Annotated in this window: 22 protein-coding genes; 13 read left to right on the forward strand and 9 right to left on the reverse strand. The window is 71.9% G+C overall.

What is annotated here, in order from left to right; translation table 11 throughout:
• The first annotated feature begins 70 nt into the window (after positions 1-70).
• Positions 71-1099 carry a Dyp-type peroxidase gene (locus AC1DWH_RS08265; protein WP_477093275.1) on the forward strand — a complete coding sequence of 343 codons (1029 nt, stop codon included), beginning with the start codon at positions 71-73 and terminating at the stop codon, positions 1097-1099.
• Positions 1096-1893, forward strand: a complete 798-nt coding sequence (locus AC1DWH_RS08270) for a family 1 encapsulin nanocompartment shell protein (protein ID WP_477093276.1) — start codon at positions 1096-1098, stop codon at positions 1891-1893. Before AC1DWH_RS08265 ends, AC1DWH_RS08270 begins: the two co-directional genes overlap by 4 nt.
• On the opposite strand, the gene AC1DWH_RS08275 is transcribed toward AC1DWH_RS08270, so the two are convergent.
• From AC1DWH_RS08275 to AC1DWH_RS08295, 5 genes are all read right to left on the reverse strand, one after another.
• A complete protein-coding gene (locus AC1DWH_RS08275) occupies positions 1890-2195 on the reverse strand; it encodes a DUF5808 domain-containing protein (protein WP_477093277.1) in 306 nt (101 codons plus the stop codon). The genes AC1DWH_RS08270 and AC1DWH_RS08275 overlap by 4 nt on opposite strands.
• A gap of 105 nt (positions 2196-2300) precedes the next feature.
• Positions 2301-3434 (reverse strand): lactonase family protein, encoded by a 1134-nt coding sequence (locus AC1DWH_RS08280; protein ID WP_477093278.1) that lies wholly within the window; start codon positions 3432-3434, stop codon positions 2301-2303.
• Between the two features lie 90 nt (positions 3435-3524).
• Positions 3525-3755, reverse strand: a complete 231-nt coding sequence (locus tag AC1DWH_RS08285) for a hypothetical protein (RefSeq protein WP_477093279.1) — start codon at positions 3753-3755, stop codon at positions 3525-3527.
• Complete coding sequence (locus AC1DWH_RS08290; protein ID WP_477093280.1) at positions 3752-4399, reverse strand: RNA polymerase sigma factor; 648 nt, start codon at positions 4397-4399, stop codon at positions 3752-3754. Before AC1DWH_RS08290 ends, AC1DWH_RS08285 begins: the two co-directional genes overlap by 4 nt.
• 42 nt (positions 4400-4441) lie before the next feature.
• Positions 4442-5260, reverse strand: coding sequence for a DeoR/GlpR family DNA-binding transcription regulator (locus tag AC1DWH_RS08295; RefSeq protein ID WP_477093281.1), 819 nt, complete (start codon positions 5258-5260; stop codon positions 4442-4444).
• Positions 5261-5603: 343 nt separating this feature from the next.
• Here AC1DWH_RS08295 and AC1DWH_RS08300 point away from each other — a divergent pair, with 343 nt between their 5' ends.
• From AC1DWH_RS08300 to AC1DWH_RS08330, 7 genes are all read left to right on the forward strand, one after another.
• Positions 5604-6857, forward strand: coding sequence for an ABC transporter substrate-binding protein (locus AC1DWH_RS08300; RefSeq protein ID WP_456847065.1), 1254 nt, complete (start codon positions 5604-5606; stop codon positions 6855-6857).
• A gap of 83 nt (positions 6858-6940) precedes the next feature.
• Positions 6941-7906, forward strand: coding sequence for a carbohydrate ABC transporter permease (locus tag AC1DWH_RS08305; protein ID WP_477093282.1), 966 nt, complete (start codon positions 6941-6943; stop codon positions 7904-7906).
• Between the two features lies 1 nt (position 7907).
• Positions 7908-8792 carry a carbohydrate ABC transporter permease gene (locus tag AC1DWH_RS08310; protein WP_477093283.1) on the forward strand — a complete coding sequence of 295 codons (885 nt, stop codon included), beginning with the start codon at positions 7908-7910 and terminating at the stop codon, positions 8790-8792.
• A 51-nt stretch (positions 8793-8843) separates the two neighbouring features.
• Positions 8844-9704, forward strand: coding sequence for a ketose-bisphosphate aldolase (locus AC1DWH_RS08315; RefSeq protein ID WP_477093284.1), 861 nt, complete (start codon positions 8844-8846; stop codon positions 9702-9704).
• A gap of 32 nt (positions 9705-9736) precedes the next feature.
• On the forward strand, positions 9737-10930 hold the full coding sequence (locus AC1DWH_RS08320) for an ADP-dependent glucokinase/phosphofructokinase (RefSeq protein ID WP_477093285.1): 1194 nt from the start codon (positions 9737-9739) through the stop codon (positions 10928-10930).
• Entirely contained in the window at positions 10927-11877 is a 951-nt protein-coding gene (locus AC1DWH_RS08325; protein ID WP_477093286.1) for a DUF4432 family protein, read from the forward strand. The genes AC1DWH_RS08320 and AC1DWH_RS08325 overlap by 4 nt, the downstream gene beginning before the upstream one ends.
• The gene (locus tag AC1DWH_RS08330) at positions 11874-12839 is read left to right on the forward strand and encodes a class I mannose-6-phosphate isomerase (RefSeq protein ID WP_477093287.1); all 966 of its coding nucleotides are present in this window, start codon (positions 11874-11876) and stop codon (positions 12837-12839) included. The genes AC1DWH_RS08325 and AC1DWH_RS08330 overlap by 4 nt, the downstream gene beginning before the upstream one ends.
• On the opposite strand, the gene AC1DWH_RS08335 is transcribed toward AC1DWH_RS08330, so the two are convergent.
• The gene (locus tag AC1DWH_RS08335; RefSeq protein ID WP_477093620.1) at positions 12836-13684 is read right to left on the reverse strand and encodes an alpha/beta fold hydrolase; all 849 of its coding nucleotides are present in this window, start codon (positions 13682-13684) and stop codon (positions 12836-12838) included. The genes AC1DWH_RS08330 and AC1DWH_RS08335 overlap by 4 nt on opposite strands.
• 216 nt (positions 13685-13900) lie before the next feature.
• Between AC1DWH_RS08335 and AC1DWH_RS08340 the strand changes: the two genes are divergently transcribed.
• Entirely contained in the window at positions 13901-16279 is a 2379-nt protein-coding gene (locus AC1DWH_RS08340; RefSeq protein ID WP_477093288.1) for a protein kinase domain-containing protein, read from the forward strand.
• A gap of 97 nt (positions 16280-16376) precedes the next feature.
• Here AC1DWH_RS08340 and AC1DWH_RS08345 read toward each other — a convergent pair whose 3' ends face one another.
• Positions 16377-16550 carry a hypothetical protein gene (locus AC1DWH_RS08345; RefSeq protein WP_456844244.1) on the reverse strand — a complete coding sequence of 58 codons (174 nt, stop codon included), beginning with the start codon at positions 16548-16550 and terminating at the stop codon, positions 16377-16379.
• 81 nt (positions 16551-16631) lie between these two features.
• A complete protein-coding gene (gene dinB, locus AC1DWH_RS08350; RefSeq protein ID WP_477093289.1) occupies positions 16632-17831 on the reverse strand; it encodes a DNA polymerase IV in 1200 nt (399 codons plus the stop codon).
• Between the two features lie 41 nt (positions 17832-17872).
• Between dinB and AC1DWH_RS08355 the strand changes: the two genes are divergently transcribed.
• The 3 genes from AC1DWH_RS08355 to AC1DWH_RS08365 all read left to right on the forward strand — a co-directional run bounded on the left by AC1DWH_RS08355 (position 17873) and on the right by AC1DWH_RS08365 (position 19351).
• Entirely contained in the window at positions 17873-18247 is a 375-nt protein-coding gene (locus AC1DWH_RS08355; RefSeq protein WP_477093290.1) for a VOC family protein, read from the forward strand.
• Between the two features lie 480 nt (positions 18248-18727).
• The gene (locus AC1DWH_RS08360; RefSeq protein ID WP_477093291.1) at positions 18728-18916 is read left to right on the forward strand and encodes a hypothetical protein; all 189 of its coding nucleotides are present in this window, start codon (positions 18728-18730) and stop codon (positions 18914-18916) included.
• Between the two features lie 63 nt (positions 18917-18979).
• Entirely contained in the window at positions 18980-19351 is a 372-nt protein-coding gene (locus AC1DWH_RS08365; protein WP_477093292.1) for a nuclear transport factor 2 family protein, read from the forward strand.
• A 22-nt stretch (positions 19352-19373) separates the two neighbouring features.
• On the opposite strand, the gene AC1DWH_RS08370 is transcribed toward AC1DWH_RS08365, so the two are convergent.
• Positions 19374-21776 (reverse strand): lysylphosphatidylglycerol synthase domain-containing protein, encoded by a 2403-nt coding sequence (locus AC1DWH_RS08370; RefSeq protein WP_477093293.1) that lies wholly within the window; start codon positions 21774-21776, stop codon positions 19374-19376.
• Positions 21777-21792: the final 16 nt, after the last annotated feature.

Here is a 21792-nt window from a genome sequence, read left to right on the forward strand (position 1 = left end):
CAGGGGTCGGTCTCTCGACCATAAGGTCCGAACAGCCCCGTGACGAGGGCGAACGCCTATCCTGGCCAGGATGCGCGACCGTGACGCCTCGGCGACCTCCCAACCGGTGCTGACACCTCTGACCAGCAGCGCGATCTTCCTGGTGCTCGCGATCGACGCCGGGGGAGAGCCGCAGGTCCGGGACCTGCTCACCGACGTGACCGGCCTGCAGCGCTCGGTCGGCTTCCGGGACCCGGCCGGTGGGCTGGCGGTCGTCGTCGGCATCGGCTCGTCGGCCTGGGACCGGCTGTTCCCGCAGCTTCCGCGACCGCTGGGCCTGCACGAGTTCCGCGAGGTCGCGGGGGAGACGCACACGGCCCCGGCGACACCCGGCGACCTGATGTTCCACGTCCGGGCGACCCGGCTCGACCTGTGCTTCGAGCTGGCGAGCCACCTGGTCGAGCGGCTCCGCGGCGCGGCGCGGGTGCTCGACGAGGTGCACGGGTTCAAGTTCTTCGACGAGCGCGACCTCATGGGCTTCGTCGACGGGACGGAGAACCCCACCGGCGGCGAGGCGCTCGAGGCGGTGACGGTCGGCGACGAGGACCCGTTCTACAGGGGGTCCAGCTATGTCGTCGTGCAGAAGTACCTGCACGACCTCGACACCTGGAACGCGCTGCCGGTCGAGGTCCAGGAGCACGTGATCGGCCGGACCAAGCTGGCGGACATCGAGCTTCCCGACGACGTCAAGCCGTCCAACTCGCACGTCGCGCTGACCGTCATCACCGACGACGACGGGACCGAGCGCAAGATCGTGCGGGACAACATGCCGTTCGGCCGGGTGGGCGAGGGCGAGTTCGGCACGTACTTCATCGGGTACGCCGACCACCCCGACCCGATCGAGCAGATGCTCAGCAACATGTTCGTCGGCAAGCCGCCGGGCAACCACGACCGCATCCTCGACTTCTCCACCGCGGTGACGGGGAACCTGTTCTTCGTGCCCACCGTCGATCTCCTCGACGACCCGCCGGACGAGCCCGTCGCGGACGCGCCCGACACACCCGAGACCTCCGACTCCTCGCTGGGGATCGGCAGCCTGAGAAGGAGCACCGCGCCATGAACAACCTGCACCGCGATCTCGCGCCGATCTCGTCCGCGGCGTGGAGCGACCTCGAGGAGGAGGCCCGGCGCACGTTCAAGCGGCACATCGCCGGGCGGCGCGTGGTGGACGTGGTCGGGCCGGGCGGCGAGAAGCTCGCGGCCGTCGGCACGGGCCACCTCATGGCGGTCGACCCGCCGGCCGAGGGCGTGCACGCCGGGCTCCGCCTGTCGCAGCCGCTGGTCGAGCTGCGGGTGCCGTTCACGGTCGACCGGCAGTCCGTCGACGACGTCGAGCGCGGGGCGAAGGACGCCGACTGGCAGCCCGTGAAGGACGCCGCCAAGCAGATCGCGTTCGCCGAGGACCGGGCCGTCTTCGAGGGGTTCGCCGCGGCGGCGATCGCCGGCGTGCGGGCCAGCACCTCCAACGCGCCCGTGCAGCTGCCGACGGAGGTGCGCGACTACCCGGACGCCATCGCGCACGCGCTGGGCGAGCTGCGGCTGGCCGGCGTCGACGGTCCGTACACGCTGCTGCTCTCGGCCGAGGAGTACACCGCCGTGGCCGAGACGTCGGACCACGGCTACCCGATCCGCGAGCACCTGGCCCGCGTCGTCGACGAGATCATCTGGGCGCCCGCCATCGACGGCGCCTTCCTGCTCTCGACCCGCGGCGGGGACTACGAGCTGCACCTCGGGCAGGACCTGTCGATCGGGTACCTGTCGCACGACGCGACGAGCGTGCAGCTGTACTTCCAGGAGTCGCTGACGTTCATCGTGCAGACGAGCGAGGCGGGCGTGGTGCTGGCCCGGTCCTAGGAGGCCAGGTGTCGCCGGACCAGCTCGACCAGGCGGCCGAGGTTCAGCGTCCACCCGACGCCGAACACGCGCGGGCCGATCACGTGCTCGGCCTCGGGGTCCCAGAACCGCTCCTGGATGCGTTCGGCGGTGGGCATCCGGAAGTCGTAGGGCACGAACCCGACGACGATCCCGTTCCACTCGCGCTCCTCCGCGGGGGTGCGCAGCTCCTTGACGAGCGCGACGACCGCCAGCCCGAGGGTGATCAGGCGGATGAGCCGCCGCAGGTCGCCCGGCCGGGCGCGTCGCATGTCGTGCGTCATGGTGTCTCCCCGCTCGGCAGTGGTCGGACCATCATGCACCCGACGGTCCTGGTGGGGGCATGGCCGTGGCCCGGGGTGCGAGGTCCCGGGCCACGGCGACAGGCGTCACGACGAGGCGATGCCCTCGCCGCCGACCGTGCCGGGGACGACGACGGACCCCACGGGTGCGAGGGTCCCGTCCGCCGCGACCCGGAACGTGTCGACCGTGCCCTGGGCTCCCGTCTGCACGTCGAGGAAGAGCCCGTCGGAGCTCACCGCCGCGTCGACCGTGCCGGGCAGCGTCCCCGTGACGCCGGTGGCCGTCAGGGTGCCGGCCGCGCCGACCCGGAAGCCCGAGACGGTCGCGGAGCCGGCGTTCGACGTCCAGACGTCGTTGCCGCGCGCCGCGATCCAGCAGGTCGCCGCCTGGCCCGTGGCCTGCTCCGCGATCTGCGTGAGCGCTCCGTCGGCGCCGAGCGTGAAGGTGGCGACGTTGTTGCTCGCCTCGGCCACGACCACGTGACCCGAGGCGTCGAGCACCAGGCCGAACGGCACCTTGCCGGGAAGCGACGTGATGGTCGGGGTGGCCGACGGGCGGCCGAGCCTGCCGAACGTGAAGACGTCGATCGCGTTGCTGGCGGCCTTCGTCGTGACCAGCAGCGAGCGCCCCTCGGGGCCGAACGCGACCTGGCCGGGCGTGTGCGTGAACTCCGGCGTCGCGGTCGGGTCGAGGCCGAGGTCGCGGTGCCAGGACGGCACGGGCACCAGGTGGGCACCGGCGCGCAGGAATCCCTGGACCGAGCCGCCGCCGCGCGCGTTCAGCACGTACACCCGGGCGTCGTGCACCGCGACGCTCACGGGAAAGTCGCCCTGGGTCGGCACGACGTCGCGCAGCTCGAGCCGGTCGTCCCGCGCGCTGAACACGCTGAGCGTGTCCGTGCCCGCGTTGACCACGTAGAGCAGGCCGGTCGGACGGTCGAGGACGACCGAGCCCTGGGACGCGAGACGGTCGACGACCGCGCCGGCCAGCGCGCCGCCGGTCCCTCCTGTCGGGTACGAGCCCGCGGCGTGCAGCGTGCCGTCGGCGGCACGGGTCAGCACGCGGACCACGTTGCCCGCGGGATCGTTGGTCGGCACGTACACGACGGCGCTGGCCGCCGGCCGGGGATGGGCGGGTGCACCGGCGAACGCGGGTGCGGCCGCCAGGACGGAGGCGGCGGCCACGGCGACGACGGCGCCGAGTCGGGTGATGCGCTTCATGGGATGCCTGCTTCTCTCGTCGGAAGGTCGGACATCCCATCTGCGTCGGCGGCGACGAGGTTCTTACTTCCGCCGGCCTACGAATCTGGCCTACGAATCTGCCTCGTCGGCGACGATCGCCCGCAGCAGCCCCGCGAGGTCCTCGGCGCAGGGCCCGCACTGCGAGAGGTGCACGGCGACCCCGGGGTAGCGCGCCCGGGCGGAGCCGGGGTCGGCGTGGGTGAGCTCCGCGTAGATCTCGAGGACCGCCATCGCCTCGTCGCACCCGACGTCCCGGGGGTCGGTGTGCAGGAAGTGCTCGACCTGCGACCAGTCGCTCATACCGACCTCCCCGCGTCCTCGAGGTATCCGTGCGCGACGAGCGCGACGCGCACCTTGCGCCGCGCGTCGAACAACGCCTTGTAGACGGTGTTCCGGCTGACGCCGAAGCCCTGGGCGACGGCCTCCAGCGGCGTGCCGTCGAGCAGGACCGCGACGAACACGGTCCGCTGGTACTCGGTGAGGTCCTCGTCGACCGCGCGGGTGACCTCCCGGACCAGGTCGCGCTGCACCGCGAGCTGCTCCGGCCCGATCCCCAGCCGGTCGGGGAGCCGGTCCCAGTCGGTCTCGACGGCGGAGGGTGCCTGGCGTTGCCACTGGTGCCGCCCGATCTTGGCGGACACCTCGAACATCACGAACTTGTAGACCCAGGTGGTGAAGCGGCTCTCGCCGCGGAACTGGTCGAGCTTGGCCAGCACCGCGAGCATCGCGTCGCCCGCCGACTGCAGCGCGAGGTCGTCCAGCTCGGGCCCGGAGACCGCGAGCTGGCCCGCGCGGCGCCCGACCTCGCGGCGGGCGACGCGGGTCAGCAGCGCGTGCAGGCGCGCCAGGCAGTCGTCGCGACCGGCCGCCGCCTCGTCGAGGCAGCCGAGCCAGCCCGCAGACGCGGGATCCAGCGTGGAGCGGTCCACCCCGGTGACGGGCACGTCTCGGATCGTACGCAAGGTGGCAATGCCCAGCGGCGGCCGTCAGCCCGCGTCGGGCGGGAGCAGGACCTGGACGCCGGCGGCCTCGAGCGCGTGCGCCAGCTCCGGCGGCGGCGCCGCGTCGGTCACGAGGTAGTCGGCGCGGCCCAGCTCGGCGATCTGCGCGAACAGACGGCGGCCGAACTTGGTGGAGTCCGCGAGGACGGCCACCCGCGCGGCGCGGTCCATCATCGCGCTCATCATCGTGGCCTCGCCGAGGTTGCTGGTGGAGTAGCCGGCGTCCGCGCTGACGGCGCCGACGCCGATGAGGGCCAGGTCGCAGCGGATGTCGCGGTCGGACCCGTTCTCGGTGGGGAACGCGACCGCGCCGATGGTGCCCTGGGCGCTGAGCCGCAGCACGCCACCGAAGACGTACAGGTCGCGGAACGCGAGCGGGTTGACCTCGGTGGGCAGACGCAGGGAGTTGGTCGCGATCGTCAGGTCGCGGTGCTCTGAGAGGTGGCGCGCCACGGCGAGCGTCGTCGTGCCCGCGTTGATCATGAGCGACTCGCCGTCCCGGACCAGCCCGGCGGCCAGCGCGCCGATCTGGTCCTTGGCGCTGGTCTGCAGCCGCAGCCGGACGTCGAGGCCGGTGTCGGGGCGGGGGACCGCCTGCAGGCTCACCGCCCCACCGTGCGTGCGGATGAGGACGCCGTCCGAGTCGAGCTGGTCGAGGTCGCGCCGGATCGTGTCCGGGGAGACGTCGAACCGCTCCGCGAGATCGGCGACGGTGACCTGACCGTGGTCGGCCACGAACGCCGCGAGGGCGGCCTTGCGGCCCGCGGGCAGTCGCCGCGGTGCGCCGTCGGTGGTCGCAGACATGGGAGTACCTAAGCACATCCGTGCGGTTTTGTGCGAGAACCCGCATCCCCAGTTTTCCGCGAGACGCAAACCCGCAGAAGTCGCCACGAGCACGACGATCCTGGTCGTTCGCCCAGTTCAGGGGCTCTGGGACCGATTCCACAGGTGGGAAGCGGGGCGCGGGGCCGAGTGAGGGCGGAGGTCACGGAGTGGTTGCGGATGCCAAGCACCGCTTGACGACGCACATCCCCGGGTCTACTTTGGCGGAAACACGCAGAAGTGCGCAGACAGTCGCACGAAGCGGCAGAACCTGAGGATGGGGACAGTCATGGGCAAGGGCGCTCGCGTTGGACGCTTCATCGCTGTGGCCGGTGTCGCAGCACTGGCACTCGCAGCATGTTCGAGTGGCGGTGGTTCGGGCTCGGACAGCGCGTCGGGCGGCGGTGACGTCACCCTCGAGTTCTCGCAGTGGTGGGAGCCCGAGCTCCCCGACGGGGCCTTCCGCGGGCTGATGGACAAGTTCGAGTCGGAGAACCCCGGCATCAAGGTCAAGCTCCTGTCGGGGCCGTACGCCTCGACCAAGGAGCAGGTCGTGGCGGGCGCCGCGTCCGGCACCATGTCGGACGTCGTCGGCCTCGACGGCGCCTGGGTGAGCGACTTCGCCAAGCAGGGCGCCATCACGGACCTCACGGCGGTCATGAAGGACGCCGGCTACGACGACTCGCAGCTGGCCAGCCAGGTCCAGGTCGACGGCGCCACGTACATGATCCCGGTGGTCAACTTCGTCTACCCGATGTTCACCAACGACGCGCTGCTCAGCCAGGCCGGCGTCACGGCGCCGCCCACCAACCGGACCGAGTTCGCGGACGCCGCCACCAAGATCACCGCGCTGGGTGACAACGTCCACGGCTGGGTGCTCCCGCTCTCGCTCGAGGCGCCCAACGGCATCCAGAACGACGTCATGTCGTGGGTGTGGGCGTCGGGCGGCTCGATGCTCAAGGACGGCAAGCCCGCCCTGACCGACAACGAGGCCGTGACCAGCGCGACCGACTACATCCAGAGCCTGTGGGACGCCGGCGTCATCGCGCCGGGATCGTTCACCATGAAGGAGCAGGACAAGGTCGAGGAGTTCACCAACGGCCGGGTCGGCATGATGATCGACTCGCTCGCCCACGTGACCGACCTGCGCGAGTCCAACCCGGACCTGAAGTTCAGCATCTCGGCCATCCCGGCCGAGGACGGGTACGACGGCAAGCGCGGCATCCCGTACGCCTCGTGGGGCATCGGCATCGCCGACAACTCCGAGCACAAGGCCGAGGCGTTCAAGCTGGTCCAGTTCCTCATGAGCGAGGACGTCAACTCCGAGCTCTCCACGATGGCCAACGCCTTCCCCGGCAACACGGCGTCCGTCCCCGACTTCGTCAAGGACGACGAGCTGTTCCAGACGGCGTTCGACATCTACAAGTCGGGCTACCCGGCCAACGAGTTCACCGGTCTGCCGGTGGCCGAGCAGCTGATGCGCGACTTCGGTGAGCAGTTCCAGAAGGCGCTCGACGGTCAGCAGTCCATGGAGGACGCGCTCGCCGCGACCCAGAAGACGTGGGAGGGGGAGTTCTAGGTCTCCAGCCCTGAACCCCCTCGGGCCGCGCCGGGACCACCTGGCACCCSGCGCGGCCCGACCCCGAGGAGAGAGCCGTTCCCATGTCCCAGACCACCAGTCCGACACAGGACGCACCGACCGCGCAGGCGACGCCGCCGGCGCCGGCGGGAGCCTCCCGGTCGCGGACGCTCAACCGGTTGCGGCGCACGCTGACGCCGTACGGATTCCTCACCCCCACGGGGGTGCTGCTGATCATCCTGATGATCACGCCGATCATCATGGTCGTCAGCTACTCGCTGCTCGACGGGGTGATCACCAACAAGAACCCCGCGTTCGTCGGCTTCGACAACTACCTGGCGGTCCTCACCGACCCCGTGTTCGTCACCGCCGTGCGGAACACCCTCGTCTTCACCATCAGCTCGGTGATCGTGCACTTCGTCATCGGGCTGGCCTTCGCCCTGATGCTCAACTCGCCGTTGCTGGGCAACCGCACCAAGGGCCTCTTCCGGGTGCTCTACATCCTCCCGTGGCTGTTCACGGTGGCGATCGTCGCGGTCCTCTGGCGGCTGCTGCTCAGCCCGAACGGCGTCATCAACTACCTGCTCGGGACGGCCGGCCTCACGGACGGTCAGACGGAGTGGCTGGCCAACCCGTCGACCGCACTCGCGGCGGTGACGTTCATCAACATCTGGTCCGGCTACCCGTTCTTCATGATCTCGCTGCTGGCGGGTCTGCAGGGGATCCCGAAGGACCTCTACGAGGCCGCACGCGTCGACGGCGCCGGTGTGGTCGCGCAGTTCCGCAACGTGACCCTCCCGATGCTCCGGCCGATCATCATCTCGATGGCGCTCCTGGACTTCATCTGGACCACGCAGCAGTTCGCGCTCATCTGGATGACCACCGGCGGCGGGCCCATCACGGCCACCGAGGTGCTGTCCACCTTCACCTACAAGCTCGCGTTCACCCAGTACGAGTTCTCCGTGGCCTCCGCGGCCGCCGTCCTCGTGCTGCTCATGTCGATGGTGCTCGCGTTCTTCTACGTCCGGCACCAGAAGGCGAGGGACTGAGATGACCACGCTGGCCACCCCTGTCGTCACGACGGACGGGCCCGTGCTGCGCACGCCGCCCAAGCAGACCGGCAAGAAGACCCTGCTCGTCGTCGCCCTGATCCTGGGCGCCTGCTTCTCGGCGCTGCCCGTGGTCTGGATGCTCTCGAGCTCGTTCAAGACGAACCCCGAGATCTTCGAGTTCCCGCCGCGGCTCATCACCCCCGGCTTCTCGTTCGACGCCTACACGACGATCCTCACGGACCCCGTGAAGCTGCGGTTCTTCCTCAACAGCTACGTCATCGCGCTGTCGGTCACCGCGCTCTCGCTCGTGGTCGCCCTGCACGCCGCGTACGCGTTCAGCCGGTACGAGTTCTGGGGCAAGAAGACGATCAACGTGGTCGTCGTCTCGGTCCAGGCCGTGCCCCCGATCACGCTGCTCATCCCGTACTTCGGGCTGGTCGTGGCGCTCAAGCTCTACAACACCTACCAGGGCCTCATTCTCACCTACATGGTGTTCACGCTGCCGTACGCGATCATCATGCTCACCGGGTATTTCAATACCCTTCCCAAAGAGCTCGACGAGGCCGTCAAGGTGGACGGCGCCGGCCCGATGACCGCATTGTGGCGCATTCTCGTCCCCATCTCTGTCCCCGGCCTCGTGTCGGTCGGCGTCTACACGTTCATGATCTGCTGGAACGAGTTCCTGTTCGCGCTGACGCTGACCCGCACGGAAGACATGCGCACGGTGCCCATCGGCATCCAGCTCCTCATGGGACAGCATTCGTATGAATGGAACGAGATGATGGCGATGAGCATTCTCGGATGCATTCCCGTCCTCGTTCTCTTCCTCTTCTTCCAGCGCTACTTCATCGGGGGGATGACCGCCGGCGCTGTGAAGATCTAGACCCCCCTCCTCCGTCACACCCACACAGGAAAGTTGATACACACCATGTTGATGAATGGCCGAGACCTGCTCGCGGTGGCGAACGAGAACTACTTCGCCATCCCCGCCTTCAACATCAGCGACTACGCGATGGGCAAGGGGATCTTCGAGATCTCCGAGAAGCTGAACTCGCCGCTGATCGTGGCGATCCACCCCGACGAGGTGTCCCACATCGGCGGGGACGCCCTGGCGGCCCTCATCCAGCGCGCGCACCGCTCGTCCGTGCCCGTGGCCATCCACTGGGACCACGGCGGCAGCTACGAGCAGGTGCTCGAGGCCATCCAGCTCGGGTTCACGTCGGCGATGATCGACGCGTCGATGCAGCCGTTCGAGGACAACGTCGCGATCACCAAGAAGGTCGTCGACACCGCGCACGCCGTCGGCCTCTCGGTCGAGGGCGAGCTGGGCACCATCGGCAAGCTCGACGAGCAGGCCGAGGACGGTGTCCTCGTCTCCGACATCGCGTTCACCGACCCGGCCGAGGCCGTCGAGTACGTCCAGCGCACCGGCGTGGACAGCCTCGCGATCGCCATCGGCACGGCGCACGGCCTCTACCCGAAGCACGTGACCCCGCAGCTCAAGCTGGACCTGCTGCAGGAGATCAAGGCGCTCCTGCCGATCCCGCTGGTGCTGCACGGCGGCTCGGGCAACCCGGACGACGAGATCGGTCAGTCGGTGAAGCTCGGGGTCAACAAGATCAACATCTCGAGCGACATCAAGGTGGCGTACCACGACAAGATGCGTGAGGTCCTCGCGGACACCTCGCTGCGGGAGCCCAACAGCATCCAGCCGCCGTGCATCGCCGCGATGCAGGAGGTCGCCGCGCAGAAGATCCACCTGTTCGACGCGGCCGGCAAGGCCGACCTGTACTGACCGTCCGACACCTGCACGAGGAGCACCGATCGATGAGCACGAAGTTCGTGCTGGGCATGGGCGGAACGGTCGACTACGAGATCCGCTGGGACCCGGCGGTGCTCGGCCAGCTGGCCGCGGAGCACCGCGTGGGGGCCGACGACCTGGACCTCGCGGCGCCGGTCGACTCGGTGCGGGACCTCGTGCGCAGCGTGCTGGCATTCGTCCGCGACGGTGTCGGGGGAGAGCGGTTCGTCGCCTCCTCCGACATCGTCGAGGCCGTCGCCGGACGCTTCGCCAAGCGGGTGACGCTGGGCGGGACGTGCGTGCGGGCGGCCATCGCGATGGATGTCCTGGGCGTCCCGAGCACGATGCACCTGGTCTCGATCGACGACCACGTGCGCCGCCTGCTCCCGGCGTCCGTCGACTACGTGTCGAGCGCGTCGCAGGACTCCCTCGACCCGCACCTGATCGTGCAGTACCCGGCGGGGACGCGCGTCCGGCTGGGCGACGGCACCGAGATCGTCGCGCCGCACCCCAACCGGATCATCTACGCCAACGACCCCCCGCACCGGGAGCTGCTCGTCGCCGCGGACCTGCCCGACGCGCTGCGGACGGCCGACGTCTTCCTGCTGTCGTCGTTCAACGTCATCCAGGACCCGGAGATCCTCGAGGCCCGGCTGGCGGAGGTGCGCTCGGCCATGCGAGCGCTGCCGGCGGACGCGCTCGTCGTGTTCGAGGACGCCGGCTACCACGTCCCGGCGCTCAGCCGGCGGGTGCGCGACGAGATGGTCTGGTCCGTCGACGTCTACAGCCTCAACGAGGACGAGATGCAGGCCTACCTCGGGCGGCCGGTCGACCTGCTGGACGCGTCCGCGGTCGCCAAGGCGGTCGGCGAGCTCCACACGCTCGTCCCCGCGCCGACCCTCGTCGTGCACACCAAGTACTGGGCGCTGGCGGTGGGCGCCCGGGCCGGTGCGCTGGAGCCCGCCCTCGTCGGCGGGATCACGATGGCGAGCACCCGGTACCGGCTGGGCGACGGATTCACCGCCGACGACTACGCGGTTACCGGCGAGATGGCCCAGCACGAGGCGGGCGCGCGTGTCGCCGACGAGGTCGCGCAGCTGCTGGGATCCGACGCGCGCGTCGTCCCCGCGCTCGACCTCACCGCCGTGCCGGCGCCGACGACGATCGGGCTCGGCGACTCGTTCGTCGGCGGGTTCCTGGCCGCCCTGGTCCAGCGATGAGCGCCTGGACCGACCTCACCGACGACGGCCGCATCTCCCAGCCGTCGGCCCTCGCGAGCGTCGAGGCGCTCGGCGACCGCCTGGTGGTCCGGCTGGCCGGGGGGCTCGCGTTCGACGTGCTCCCGGACCGCGGGCTCGACCTCGGCGCCGCGTGGTGGGGCTCGACGCCCGTCGCGTGGCGGTCCCCGAACCCCGTCGACCCCGGACCCGGGCGGGGCTGGGAGGAGCGGTTCCTCGGGGGACTGCTGGCCACCTGCGGTCCGGACAACATCGGCGAGCCGCGCGGCACCTCCGGCCAGCACGGCACGCACCACCTCACGCCCGCGGTCGACGTGCACTGGTCGCGCGAGCGTGTGGGGGACGCCTGGCAGGTGTGCGTGACGGGCACGGTCGCGCACACCTCGCTGGGTGGTCCGCGGATCCTGGTCGAGCGGTCGATCGTCGCGTCCACGGGGACGCCGGCCGTCGAGGTCAGCGACGTCGTGCGCAACGTCGGCGCCGTGCCGGCCGGCGTGCCGCTGCTCTACCACGTCAACCTCGGTGCCCCTCTGCTCAGACCCGGCGCCCGGCTGGCGGTGGACGCCGCCGAGGCCGCCGTCGTGCGCGAGCCGCTGCCGCCGGGGCGCGACCCGCTGGTCACACCCGCCCCTGCGCTCGGGCTCGCCCCGGTCGTCGCCGAGCACCGCGGGGTTCGTGGCGCGCGGGCGGTCCTCGAGGGCGACGACGCGCACCCGTCCGTCGTCGTGACCTGGACCGGCTCGACCCTGCCGCGCCTGTGCACCTGGAGCTGGCCCGAGCGCGGCGCCTACGTGCTCGGCGTCGAGCCCACCAACGCCCCGCTGTTCGGGCCCGAGCGGGACCTGCCGCACGCCGGCGCGCCTGTGCTGGAGCCCGGCGAGACCTGGCACACGGGGGTCCGCATCGAGATCGTCGAAGGAGCCGCATGAGGCCGCTGTCCCTGCCCGCCAACCAGCCGGCCGCCCGGTTCTACGCGGGCGGTCGCCAGATCGCCGACTTCCGCGGGACCGGACCCGCCGCGAGCCACGAGCCCGAGGACTGGGTGGCGTCGACGACGGCCGTGTTCGGGCAGGCACCCGTCGGCCTGACCGTGCTGCCCGACGGCCTGCCGCTGCGCGAGGCCATCGCGGCCGACCCGGTCGCGTGGCTCGGTGAGGCGCACGTCGCGCGCTTCGGGTCCGACCCGAACCTGCTGGTCAAGCTGCTCGACGCCGGCCAGAGGCTGCCGGTGCACGCACACCCCGACGTGCCGTTCGCGGCCGCGCACCTGGGCCTCGGGCACGGCAAGACCGAGGCGTGGGTGGTCCTCGAGCCCGCGCGGGTGCACGTCGGGTTCAGGCGGGACGTGGGCGCCGACGAGCTCGCCGGCTGGGTGGCGACGCAGGACACCGACGCGATGCTGGGCGCGATGCACGTGCTCGACCTCGAGGCCGGCGACGCCGTGCTCGTGCCGGCGGGGCTGCCGCACGCGATCGGCGAGGGGGCGTTCGTCGTCGAGCTCCAGGAGCCGACCGACCTGTCGATCCTGCTCGAGTGGTCGGGGTTCGAGATCGACGGCACGGTCGGTGGGCACCTGGGCCTCGGGTTCGACGTCGCGCTCGGCGCCGTCGACCGCAGGGGCTGGACGTCCGACGAGATCGGCGCCCTGCGCGGCGCCACCTCGGGCGACCTGCTGCCGGACGCCGCAGAGTTCTTCCGCGCCGAGCGCTGGACGGGGCCGCGCGTGCTCGACCCCGGGCTCGCCGTCGTCGTGGTGACCGCGGGGACCGGGACGCTCGGGGGCGTGCCCGTCCGTCGCGGCGAGACCGTCCTGCTGGCCGCCGCAGCCGGCCCGATCACCGTCGAGGGCGACGACCTCGACGTGATCGTCTGCCGGCCGCCACGCGCCTAAAGCACCTCGCGCAGCCGCGCCGCGAACGCCTCCGGCTCACCGGCGTGGCCGAACTCCGGCCCCGAGAACCCGCCGTGGTGGCTGGGGAAGACCGTGAGCTCCTGGCCCAGCGCCTGCGCGACGGCCTCCGAGCTGCGCCAGGTGAGCAGCCCCGTGCTCTCGATGCCGGCGGCGATGACGACGCGCGTCGACGTGCTCCGCAGCGCCGCGACATCGGGCCGGTACGCGGTCACCGCGTTCGAGACACCCGAGAGCAGCGGGTCGTCGCGTGACCCGTCGTCCTGCGTCGGCATGCCGAACACGGCCGGGTCGGGCAGCTGCGCGGCGAACGCGTCGGTGAACTCGCCCGGCCAGCTGGTCAGCGCGATGAACGCCGCCATCCCGGCGCCCCAGCCGCGCTGCTGGTACGCGTCCTGGACGGCGCGCTCGGCGGCGGCCGCCTGGTCCGCGTCGGGCAGCACCGACAGGATCGGCGGCTCGTGCGCGACGAGCGTGCGGACGTCGTCGGGGTAGCGCGAGACCCACTCCAGGGCCGTGACCGCGCCGCCGCTGCTGGCGAACAGGTCCACCTGGCCCAGCACGCCGACCAGGGCGTGCAGGTCCTGCGCCTGCTGCTGCGGGCTGTTCTGAGCGCTCCCGTCGCTGCGCGTGCTCCGGCCGAGCCCGCGAGGGTCGTACGTGACGACGGTGCGGTCGGGGAGGAAGCCCGCCAGGGTGGCGAATCCCTCGGCCGTCATCGGCTGGCCGATGAGGAGCAGCGGGAGGGTCCCGTCCTGGGTGGGCAGCGGGCCGCGGACGTCGTAGGCGATCGTGGCGCCGGGGACGTCGAGGGTGTGGGTGGTCATGGTCGTCACGGCGGTTCCCTCTCGAGGTCGAGGCCTCCGGGCTGCCCGGCGCCATCGTCGGAACTCATCGCACCATGCCGTGCCCCCGTACCGCACGCGGTGCCACGGTGTGCGGGGGCAGTCGTTGGTACTGGGGCGGGCGCGACGGCCGGTGCGATGATGACCAGACCGGCGCGACCGGTGTCGAGCCGATGTGCTGGTGCCAAGGGGGCGGCAATGGGCGAACTGCGCTACCTCGACCTGGACGTCCTTGTCGAGCGCACGGACGATGACCGTTATCGCGCACGGGTGCTGAGCTCCCCAGCCGGGTCAGTGGGGTGGGTGCCGTTCGACCTACCGGGAACTCCGGCCGACCGGGAGCGGTTCCTGGTCATGATGGGCCGCAGGCGCAATCCTGCACGGCGCATCGACACGCCCGAGACCGCTCTGCTCAAGGAGTTCGGTTCCGGTCTGTACGACGCCTTGTTCCACGGCGAGATGGGGCTGACCCTCTTGCGCGGGCAGTCCGAGGCTGCCGCGCAGGGCGCGGGGCTCCGCGTCCGGCTGCGGCTCTCGGACGTCCCGGAGCTGTCCGACCTGCCCTGGGAGTACCTGTACGACCGGCAGCGCAACCGATTCCTGGCGCTGTCCGAGCGCACGCCGGTGGTGCGTTTCCTGCAGCTGCGCGATCCACCCCGGCCGCTACCGGTGCGCCCGCCTTTGCGGGTGCTGGTGATGATCGCGAGCCCGATCGACTACCGCCGGCTCGACGTCGAACGGGAGTGGAGCGCGATCCAGGAAGCGCTCGCGGAGCTGGTCCGGGCCGGGAGCGTCGTCCTCGAACGACTGCCTGTCGGCAGCCTCGGCGCGCTGCAGCAGCGGCTGCGGCGCGGCGACGTCCACGTCCTGCACTTCATCGGGCACGGGGGTTTCGACCTCGCGTCCGAAGAAGGCGTGCTCGTCATGGAGGACGACCAGCACCGTGCGCGACTGGTGCCGGCGCACCATCTCGCGATGATGGTGCACGACCACGACCCGCTGCGTCTGGTGGTGCTCAACGCGTGCGAGGGAGCCCGTAGCGACGCGACCGACCCCTTCGCGGGGACCGCGCAGTCACTCATCCAGCAGGGCACGCCCGCGGTGGTGGCGATGCAGTTCGAGGTCACCGACCAGGCAGCGATCTTGATTGCCCGCGAGCTCTATGCGGCGGTCACGGACGGTTACCCGCTCGACGCGGCGCTGACCGCCGCGCGCAAGGCCCTCTTCGCCGAGGGGCACCTCCTCGAGTGGGGAACCCCGGTGCTGTACCTGAGCGCGCCGGACGGGCGCGTGTTCGACCTCGCGGCCTCGGGCCGACCGCCTGCTGGGGGGCCGGCCCCGGCAGCCGACCCTCGGGCCGATCCGGGGTACAGCGCCGCCGTCACGGCATTCTTCGAGAGTCGTTGGGCGGACGCCCTTCCGCTCTTCGAGCGTCTGCACGCCCGTTATCCCGACCACAGCCTCACGGCCGAGCGTCTCGCCGAGGCACGCAGGCAGATCGACGTGGGAGCCGAGCTCGGTGCGCAGTACGCCATCGCCCTGCGTGTGCTCGACGAGGGCGACCTGGCCGCGGCGGAGGCTCGGCTCGCGTCGATCGAGCAGCAGCAACCGGGGTTCCTGGACGTGGCGGGCCTGCTTGCCGCGGTCCGGGCGCGCATCGGACCCCTCGCCGCGCCGTCGGTCGATGCCGGGAAGTCACGCGCGCCCCGGCGACGTGGCGACTGGCGCGTCGCCTCGGTGGTCGATGGCGAGGTGCAGGCGCTCGTCGACAGGTACGAGATCGGTGACCTCATCGGGCGCGGCAGCATGGTCGTCGTCCATCTCGGAAGAGACACGCGGCTCGGACGACGGGTCGCGCTCAGGGTGCTGATTCCTGATCTGGCGGGTGACCTAGCAATGCGCACGGGGTTCGTCCGCGAGGCGCACGTGTCGGCGTCGCTGTACCACCCGGCGATCGTCGCGGTGTATGACGCCGACGAGGACGATGTCGTCTTCTCTGACGGATCCCAGCACCGGGTGCCGTTCGTCGTGACGGAGTACGTCGAGGGGCACACCCTTCGCGACATCCTGCGCGACGGTCAAGCACTCCCGATCGCCGAGGCCGTGGCGATCGCTGACTCCGTCTTGGCTGCCCTGCAGTATGCCCACGACCTCGGCGTCGTCCATCGGGACATCAAGCCGTCCAACGTGATGCTGACTCCGGCCGGCGCGGTCAAGGTGAAGAACTTCGGACTTGCCGGCGCGTTCGACGACTCGCCGAACGCGATCATCGGCACCGCGCAGTACCTGTCCCCGGAGCTGGCGCGCGGCGAGCCCCTAGATGCGCGGTCGGACGTGTACTCGACGGGCTGCGTGCTGTTCGAGATGTTGACGGGCCGTGCCCCGTTCGTCGGTGACTCCCCGGTCCAGGTGGCTTACGACCACGTCCGCGCACCGGTGCCGACGCCGAGCGCGATCGCGTCGGACGTGCCAGACACGCTCGATCGGATCACGGTGAAGGCACTCGCGAAGGATCCCGCAGACCGGTTCGCGGACGCGGCGGAGTTCCGTGCGGCTCTGGCTCAGAGCCTGCGCTGAGGGCGTGGCACCCCGGACACAGCACCGCCCCCGAGGCTCGTCGTCCTCGGGGGCGGTCCCGTGTCGGCATCCTGTCGGGTGCCTGGTCCTCGCGCTGTCACGAGAGCCGGGCGGTGACGGGCAGTCGGGTGGGCAGTGCCCACCGGCTGCGGCGGCGCGGCGTCGGCACGATCGGCTCGGCCGGGCGGCGGTGCCGGGCGAGCGCGCGCGTGAGCTCCTCGCCTCGGTCTCGGTGCAGGACCAGCGCGGCGTGCGGGTTGTCGAACGACATGGCTGGGTCCTCCTCTCTGGATGTGACGGACGGATCTCGTCCGCTCCGGGAGAGAGGGGCGCGGCGCGGGCCCGCAGATACCTACGCGTCGGGCTCGACGTCCGGCAGGAGGGGCACCGCGATCCCCTCGCCGCGCCGCAGCAGGCTCGCGCGCATGACGGCCTGCGTCCCGAACCTGACCGCGACGGCGTCCATCGCGGCGTCGATCCCGCCGCGGTCGGGCCCGTCGAGGAGCAGCGTGGGCTGCACGAACGCGCTGGACTCCAGGCTGCCCAGCGCCACCCCGACCAGGGTCAGCCCGCGCTCGCGGATCAGCGGTCCGGCGGCGTCGAGCAGCGCGACCGCGGCGGCGGCGATCTCCTGGCCGGACCCGGTCGCGAACGTGAACGACCGGGACCGGGTCGCCTTGGTGTAGTCCTCGAACCGCAGCCGGAGCACGACCGTCCTGGCGAGCCGGTTGGCCTTCCGCAGTCGTCGGCACACGCGGTCGACCAGCCCGAGCAGGGCCGCGCGGACGAACTCGGACCCGTGCGGACCGTGCCCGAGGGCTCGCTGCGCGCCGATCGACCCGCGGGACCTGCCGACCACCACGCGCGCGGGTGTCTGGCCGTGCACCACGGCGTACAGGTGCCGGCCGGCCGCGGGGCCGAGGGTGCCGACGAGGACCGACTGGGGGAGCATCGCCACGTCGCCGGCCGTGACCAGGCCGTACGAGTGCAGCTTGGTCGCCGTGACGTCCCCGACGCCCCAGAGCTGTTCCAGGGGCAGCGGGTATAAGAACGCGTCCTCGCCGTCGGGGGAAACCAGCAGCAGGCCGTCCGGCTTGGCCACGCGCGACGCCACCTTCGCGAGGAACGGCGTGCGGGCCACGCCGACCGTGATGGGCAGGCCGACCTCCGCGCGTACCCGGGCCCGGAGCCGCGCGCCGATCTCCAGCGGGGGCACGTCGATGCGGTGCAGGCCGGCGACGTCCAGGAACGCCTCGTCGATCGACACGCCCTGCACCATCGGGGTGGTCTGGTGGAACAGCTCGAACACCGCCTTGCTGGCCTCGACGTAGGCGTCGAACCGCGGCCGGACGACGATCAGGTCCGGGCAGAGCGCGCGGGCCTGCCGACCGCCCATCGCCGTCTTCACGCCCCTGCGCTTGGCCTCGTACGAGCAGGCCAGGATCACCCCGCCGCCGACGGCGATCGGGCGGTTGCGGAGGCGGGGGTCGTCGCGCTGCTCGACGGACGCGTAGAAGGCGTCGAGGTCGGCATGCAGGATGGTGGAGCGCACGAACACATGTTCGAACCTACGTCTGACACTAGGGTCGATCAATGCACCGGATCATGCTGCGTGAGGTCATCATCGACGTGCCTGCGCGGGACTTCGACGCGGTCACCAGCTTCTGGTCGGGGGCGCTCGCGGCGACGCCGCACCCGATCCCGGACGAGCCGTTCGTCGGCCTGAGGGGCGCCGCCGCCCTGCCGCACGTCGCGACCCAGGACATCGGCGACGACCCGTTTCCGCGCTTCCACCTGGACATCGAGACCGACGACCTGGACGCGGAGATCGCACGACTCGAGGGGCTCGGGGCGACCGTGCGGACCCGGCACGACGACTACGCGGTGATGGCGGACCCGGTCGGGCTGCTGTTCTGCCTGCTGCCGCCGGTGTCGGAGGAGTTCGCGTCGCGCTCCCGGCTCGTCTGACGGCGTTCACCCGAAAGGCGTAGCGGTCCGTCGTGCTCCCGGCCGGCTCACCGGGCGTGCGACAGCCCGGCGCGGTCCCTTTGGTCTGGCGCGTGCTCGTCGAGGAGCACGAGCTGCTCGACGTCGACCCCACCGTGCCGGGCGTGGCGGCGACGCCGGTGCCGCGGCTGGTCTACGCGGACGAGGTGTCGCTCTAGTCCCAGAACGGGGGGAGCAGGTCCGGCACGTCGGCCGACCCGCCTCGGGACTCGACCTCCGCCGTCGTCTGCTCGTGCTCGGTCAACCGCCACCAGGGTGCGTTCATGTGATCGATCGTCCACCCGTCCGACGGCGGTGGGCCGGGACCTACGTCCGTGGCCCCGACCGGCCGTGCTCCGTAGCGTCGGTGACGAGTGCGGACAGCGTCGACGACGGCGCCCGGGCCGCCGGGGTCGTCAGCGATCCGCGGCCTGCCGACGACGCGCCGTGGGGGAGCAGCACATGGGCACGCGCAGGCCAGGACCTCTGAGGAAGCGCGCCCTGCGCCGGGCGTACGGCGCGCGTGCGAGCTGGTCCGGTGCGCGGCACCCCATCGTCGCGCGCGTGGCCCCCGGGCCGACCGCCGCCCGCGGCGTCGTGCCGCAGCAGCGCACCCGGCTCGCCGAGTGGCGCACCCTCGAGCACGGGTAGCGGGGTCGGTGTCGGTGGTCAGGCCTAGCGTCGGGTGGGAGATCCGATCCAGGAGGTGGGCTCATGGCTGCAGCACCGTTGGACGTCGCCCTCGCGTACTTCGACGCCTGGTCGCGACGTGACCTCGACGCCGCGATGGCGTACATCGACCCCGACATCGTCTGCGATTCGCCGCCGGGCCGCTTGGTGGGCGCCGACGCCTATCGCACGTTCCTCGCGGCGTACGTGGGCATGCTCGTCAGCGCGAGCGTGATCGCCGCGTTCGGCGACGAGGAGAAGGCGCTCGTCATGTACGACAGCGCGACGCGGCCGGTCGCGGACGCGCCGGGGGCCGAGTGCCTGACGGTGGTCGACGGGCGGATCACCCACAGCCGCTTCATCTTCGACCGCGCGCCGTTCGACGCCGCGCGCGCGGCCGCCGCGGCCGCCGGCTGAACAGGGTCAGCAGGAGGCGGGGCTAGATCACCGAGCGACCCGACAGCACCCGGAACGACACGAGACCCGGCACGATCGGCAGCCAGAACGTGGCCAGCCGGTAGAGGAGCACGGCCGCCAGGGCCGGTCCCGACGGCACGCCGATCCCGGTCAGTGAGGCGAGCAGCACGGCCTCGACCACGCCCACGCCGCCCGGCGTGGGCGCCGCCGTGGCGACGGCGCCGGCCGTGAGCGAGACGAGCGCGACGGCGACGAAGCTCGCGTTGTCCACGCCGACCGCGAGGACCGAGAAGTACAGGGCGGTCGCGTACCCCATCGGCAGCAGCGCGACGCCGGCGAGCAGCGTGATCAGCTTGGCCGGGCTGGACACGACGACGCGCATCGCGTCGACCGACGACCGGACGGCCGGCACCAGGCGGGTGCGCAGCACGGACCGCACCTTCGGGACGGCGAGCGCGAGCCCCCCGAGCAGGAGCACCCCGGCGACGATGGCGATCACGACCTCGACGGGCGGCAGCTTGTCGACCTCGGACGACAGCGCACCTGTCGAGCCCGCGAGCACGGCGAACGTGGCCAGGATCAGCAGGTGGACGACGAACACCGCCGTCTCCTTGGCGGCGCTGGCCGACACGGCGACGGGCGTCACGAACCCGCGTTTTTGCAGGTAACGGATGTTCAGGCCGACCTGTCCGACGCCGGGCGGGGAGAAGGTCGCGACGAACGAGGACGCGAGGGCGACGCTGGTCGCCTCGCCGACCGGGACGCGCCCCGGGGTGCCGCCCGCGAGCCCGAGCGCGGCCCCGACGTAGGTGGCGGCCGACGCGAGCACGACGGCGATGACCCACCGGGGGTCGGCGCCGCCGATCGCCTGGATGGAGCGAGGGATGTCCGCGAACTGCGGGGCCAGGAAGTAGACGGCGACGGCCAGGAACGCGGCGATCACGAGCGTCCTCGGCTTGAACCGCGCGACCGTCTCGAAGTCGGGCTCGCCGGCGCCGGTCACGCGCCGGACCTCGTCGACGAGCGTGCCGATCCCACCCGCCGACTTCACCGCCGCGCGCGTGCGGGGCGACAGGCTTGCGGGGACCAGCCGGGGCAGCGCGACCGTGAGGGCGTCGTGGCCCAGGGCCCGGTCCGCCGCCGCGACCGCGCGCTCGGGGCCGACCACCGGCGACGTGGCCGCCAGGAGCGCGGCGACGTCCCAGGCGAGCACGGCGTCGGTGGCCGCGGGCTGGCCGTGGGCCAGGTCGGTGAACCAGACGTGGTCGTCGTCGTCGAGGCTCAGCCGGGTCAGGTCCAGCTCGCGGTGCGCGATCCGCGTCGACCGCAGCAGCCGTACCTGCACCCACGCGCGGTCCAGGACGTCGTCCGTGAGCTCGTCGGGGTCGAGGGTGGCCAGCACGCGGCCGGGGACCTCGTCGATCGCGAGCACCGACTCGCCGCGGGGCGCGCGGGCGACCGCCCGGACCGCCGGCACGCGCACGTCGCGCGAGACGGCGAGCAGAGCGGTCATCGCCTCGGTCGTGACGGCGTGCGCCGGCTGCGGGTCGATGTCGTCGTCGCTGACGTCCCGCCAGCGCAGGCGGCGGTACGCCTGGTCCAGCCGCGCGGCGCTCCAGTCGTGCTCGCCGACCACCCGGACGGCGACGACGCCGTCGGCCGTGCGGCCTCGGAACGTCCACGGCCCGCCGTCGACCGGCTCGGGATCGTCCTCCAGCTCGAGCCCGGCCTCGGCGAGCGTGCGCCGCGCACCGGCCGGCGTCAGCTCGCCCAGCGTCCGGCCGAACGCGAGCATGAGGCCCGAGCCGACGACGCCGCCGACGCCGATCGCCAGCACCACGTCCAGCGGTGCCGAGGACGACGTGACCAGGCGCAGCAGCACCAGCACCCAGAGCAGCACCCAGACGGCCCGCCGCCACGGCCGCCGCAGCGTCGGGCTGGTCACCACCGCCAGCGCCGTGCAGCCCGCGAGCACCCCGGTCGGCGGCCAGGACACCGAGGTGATGTCGAGCGCGTCCTCGATGTGCAGACGCGAGGTGGGCACCTGCGGGATCAGCTCGACCACGCGGAAGAAGATCGGGCCGAGCGCCAGGGCGAGCGCGCCGCGCCCGAGCAGGGCGAAGCGCCGGGTAGCGACGAGGACCAGCGGGGTCAGCGTCAGCAGCAGGATGTAGGTGACCTGCACGAGGACGAGGAAGACCTCGAACACCGTGCGGGGCAGCCTGCCGATGCCGTGGTGCAGGTCCTCCGCGATGCCGTGCATCGTCTCGGCCGCGATCGTCGCGAACAGCAGGCCGACCACCAGCACGACCAGCCAGGCCATCGCGGAGCGCGCATCGGCGACGCTGCGCCGGTGCCGGACGTCGACGTAGGTCGGCGGTGGCCCCAGGGCGGCGTCGGGCGCACGCACGGTGGGGGCCCTCACCGTGCCGAGGCTAGCC

This window comes from Cellulomonas sp. P2_F12, assembly GCF_056403775.1.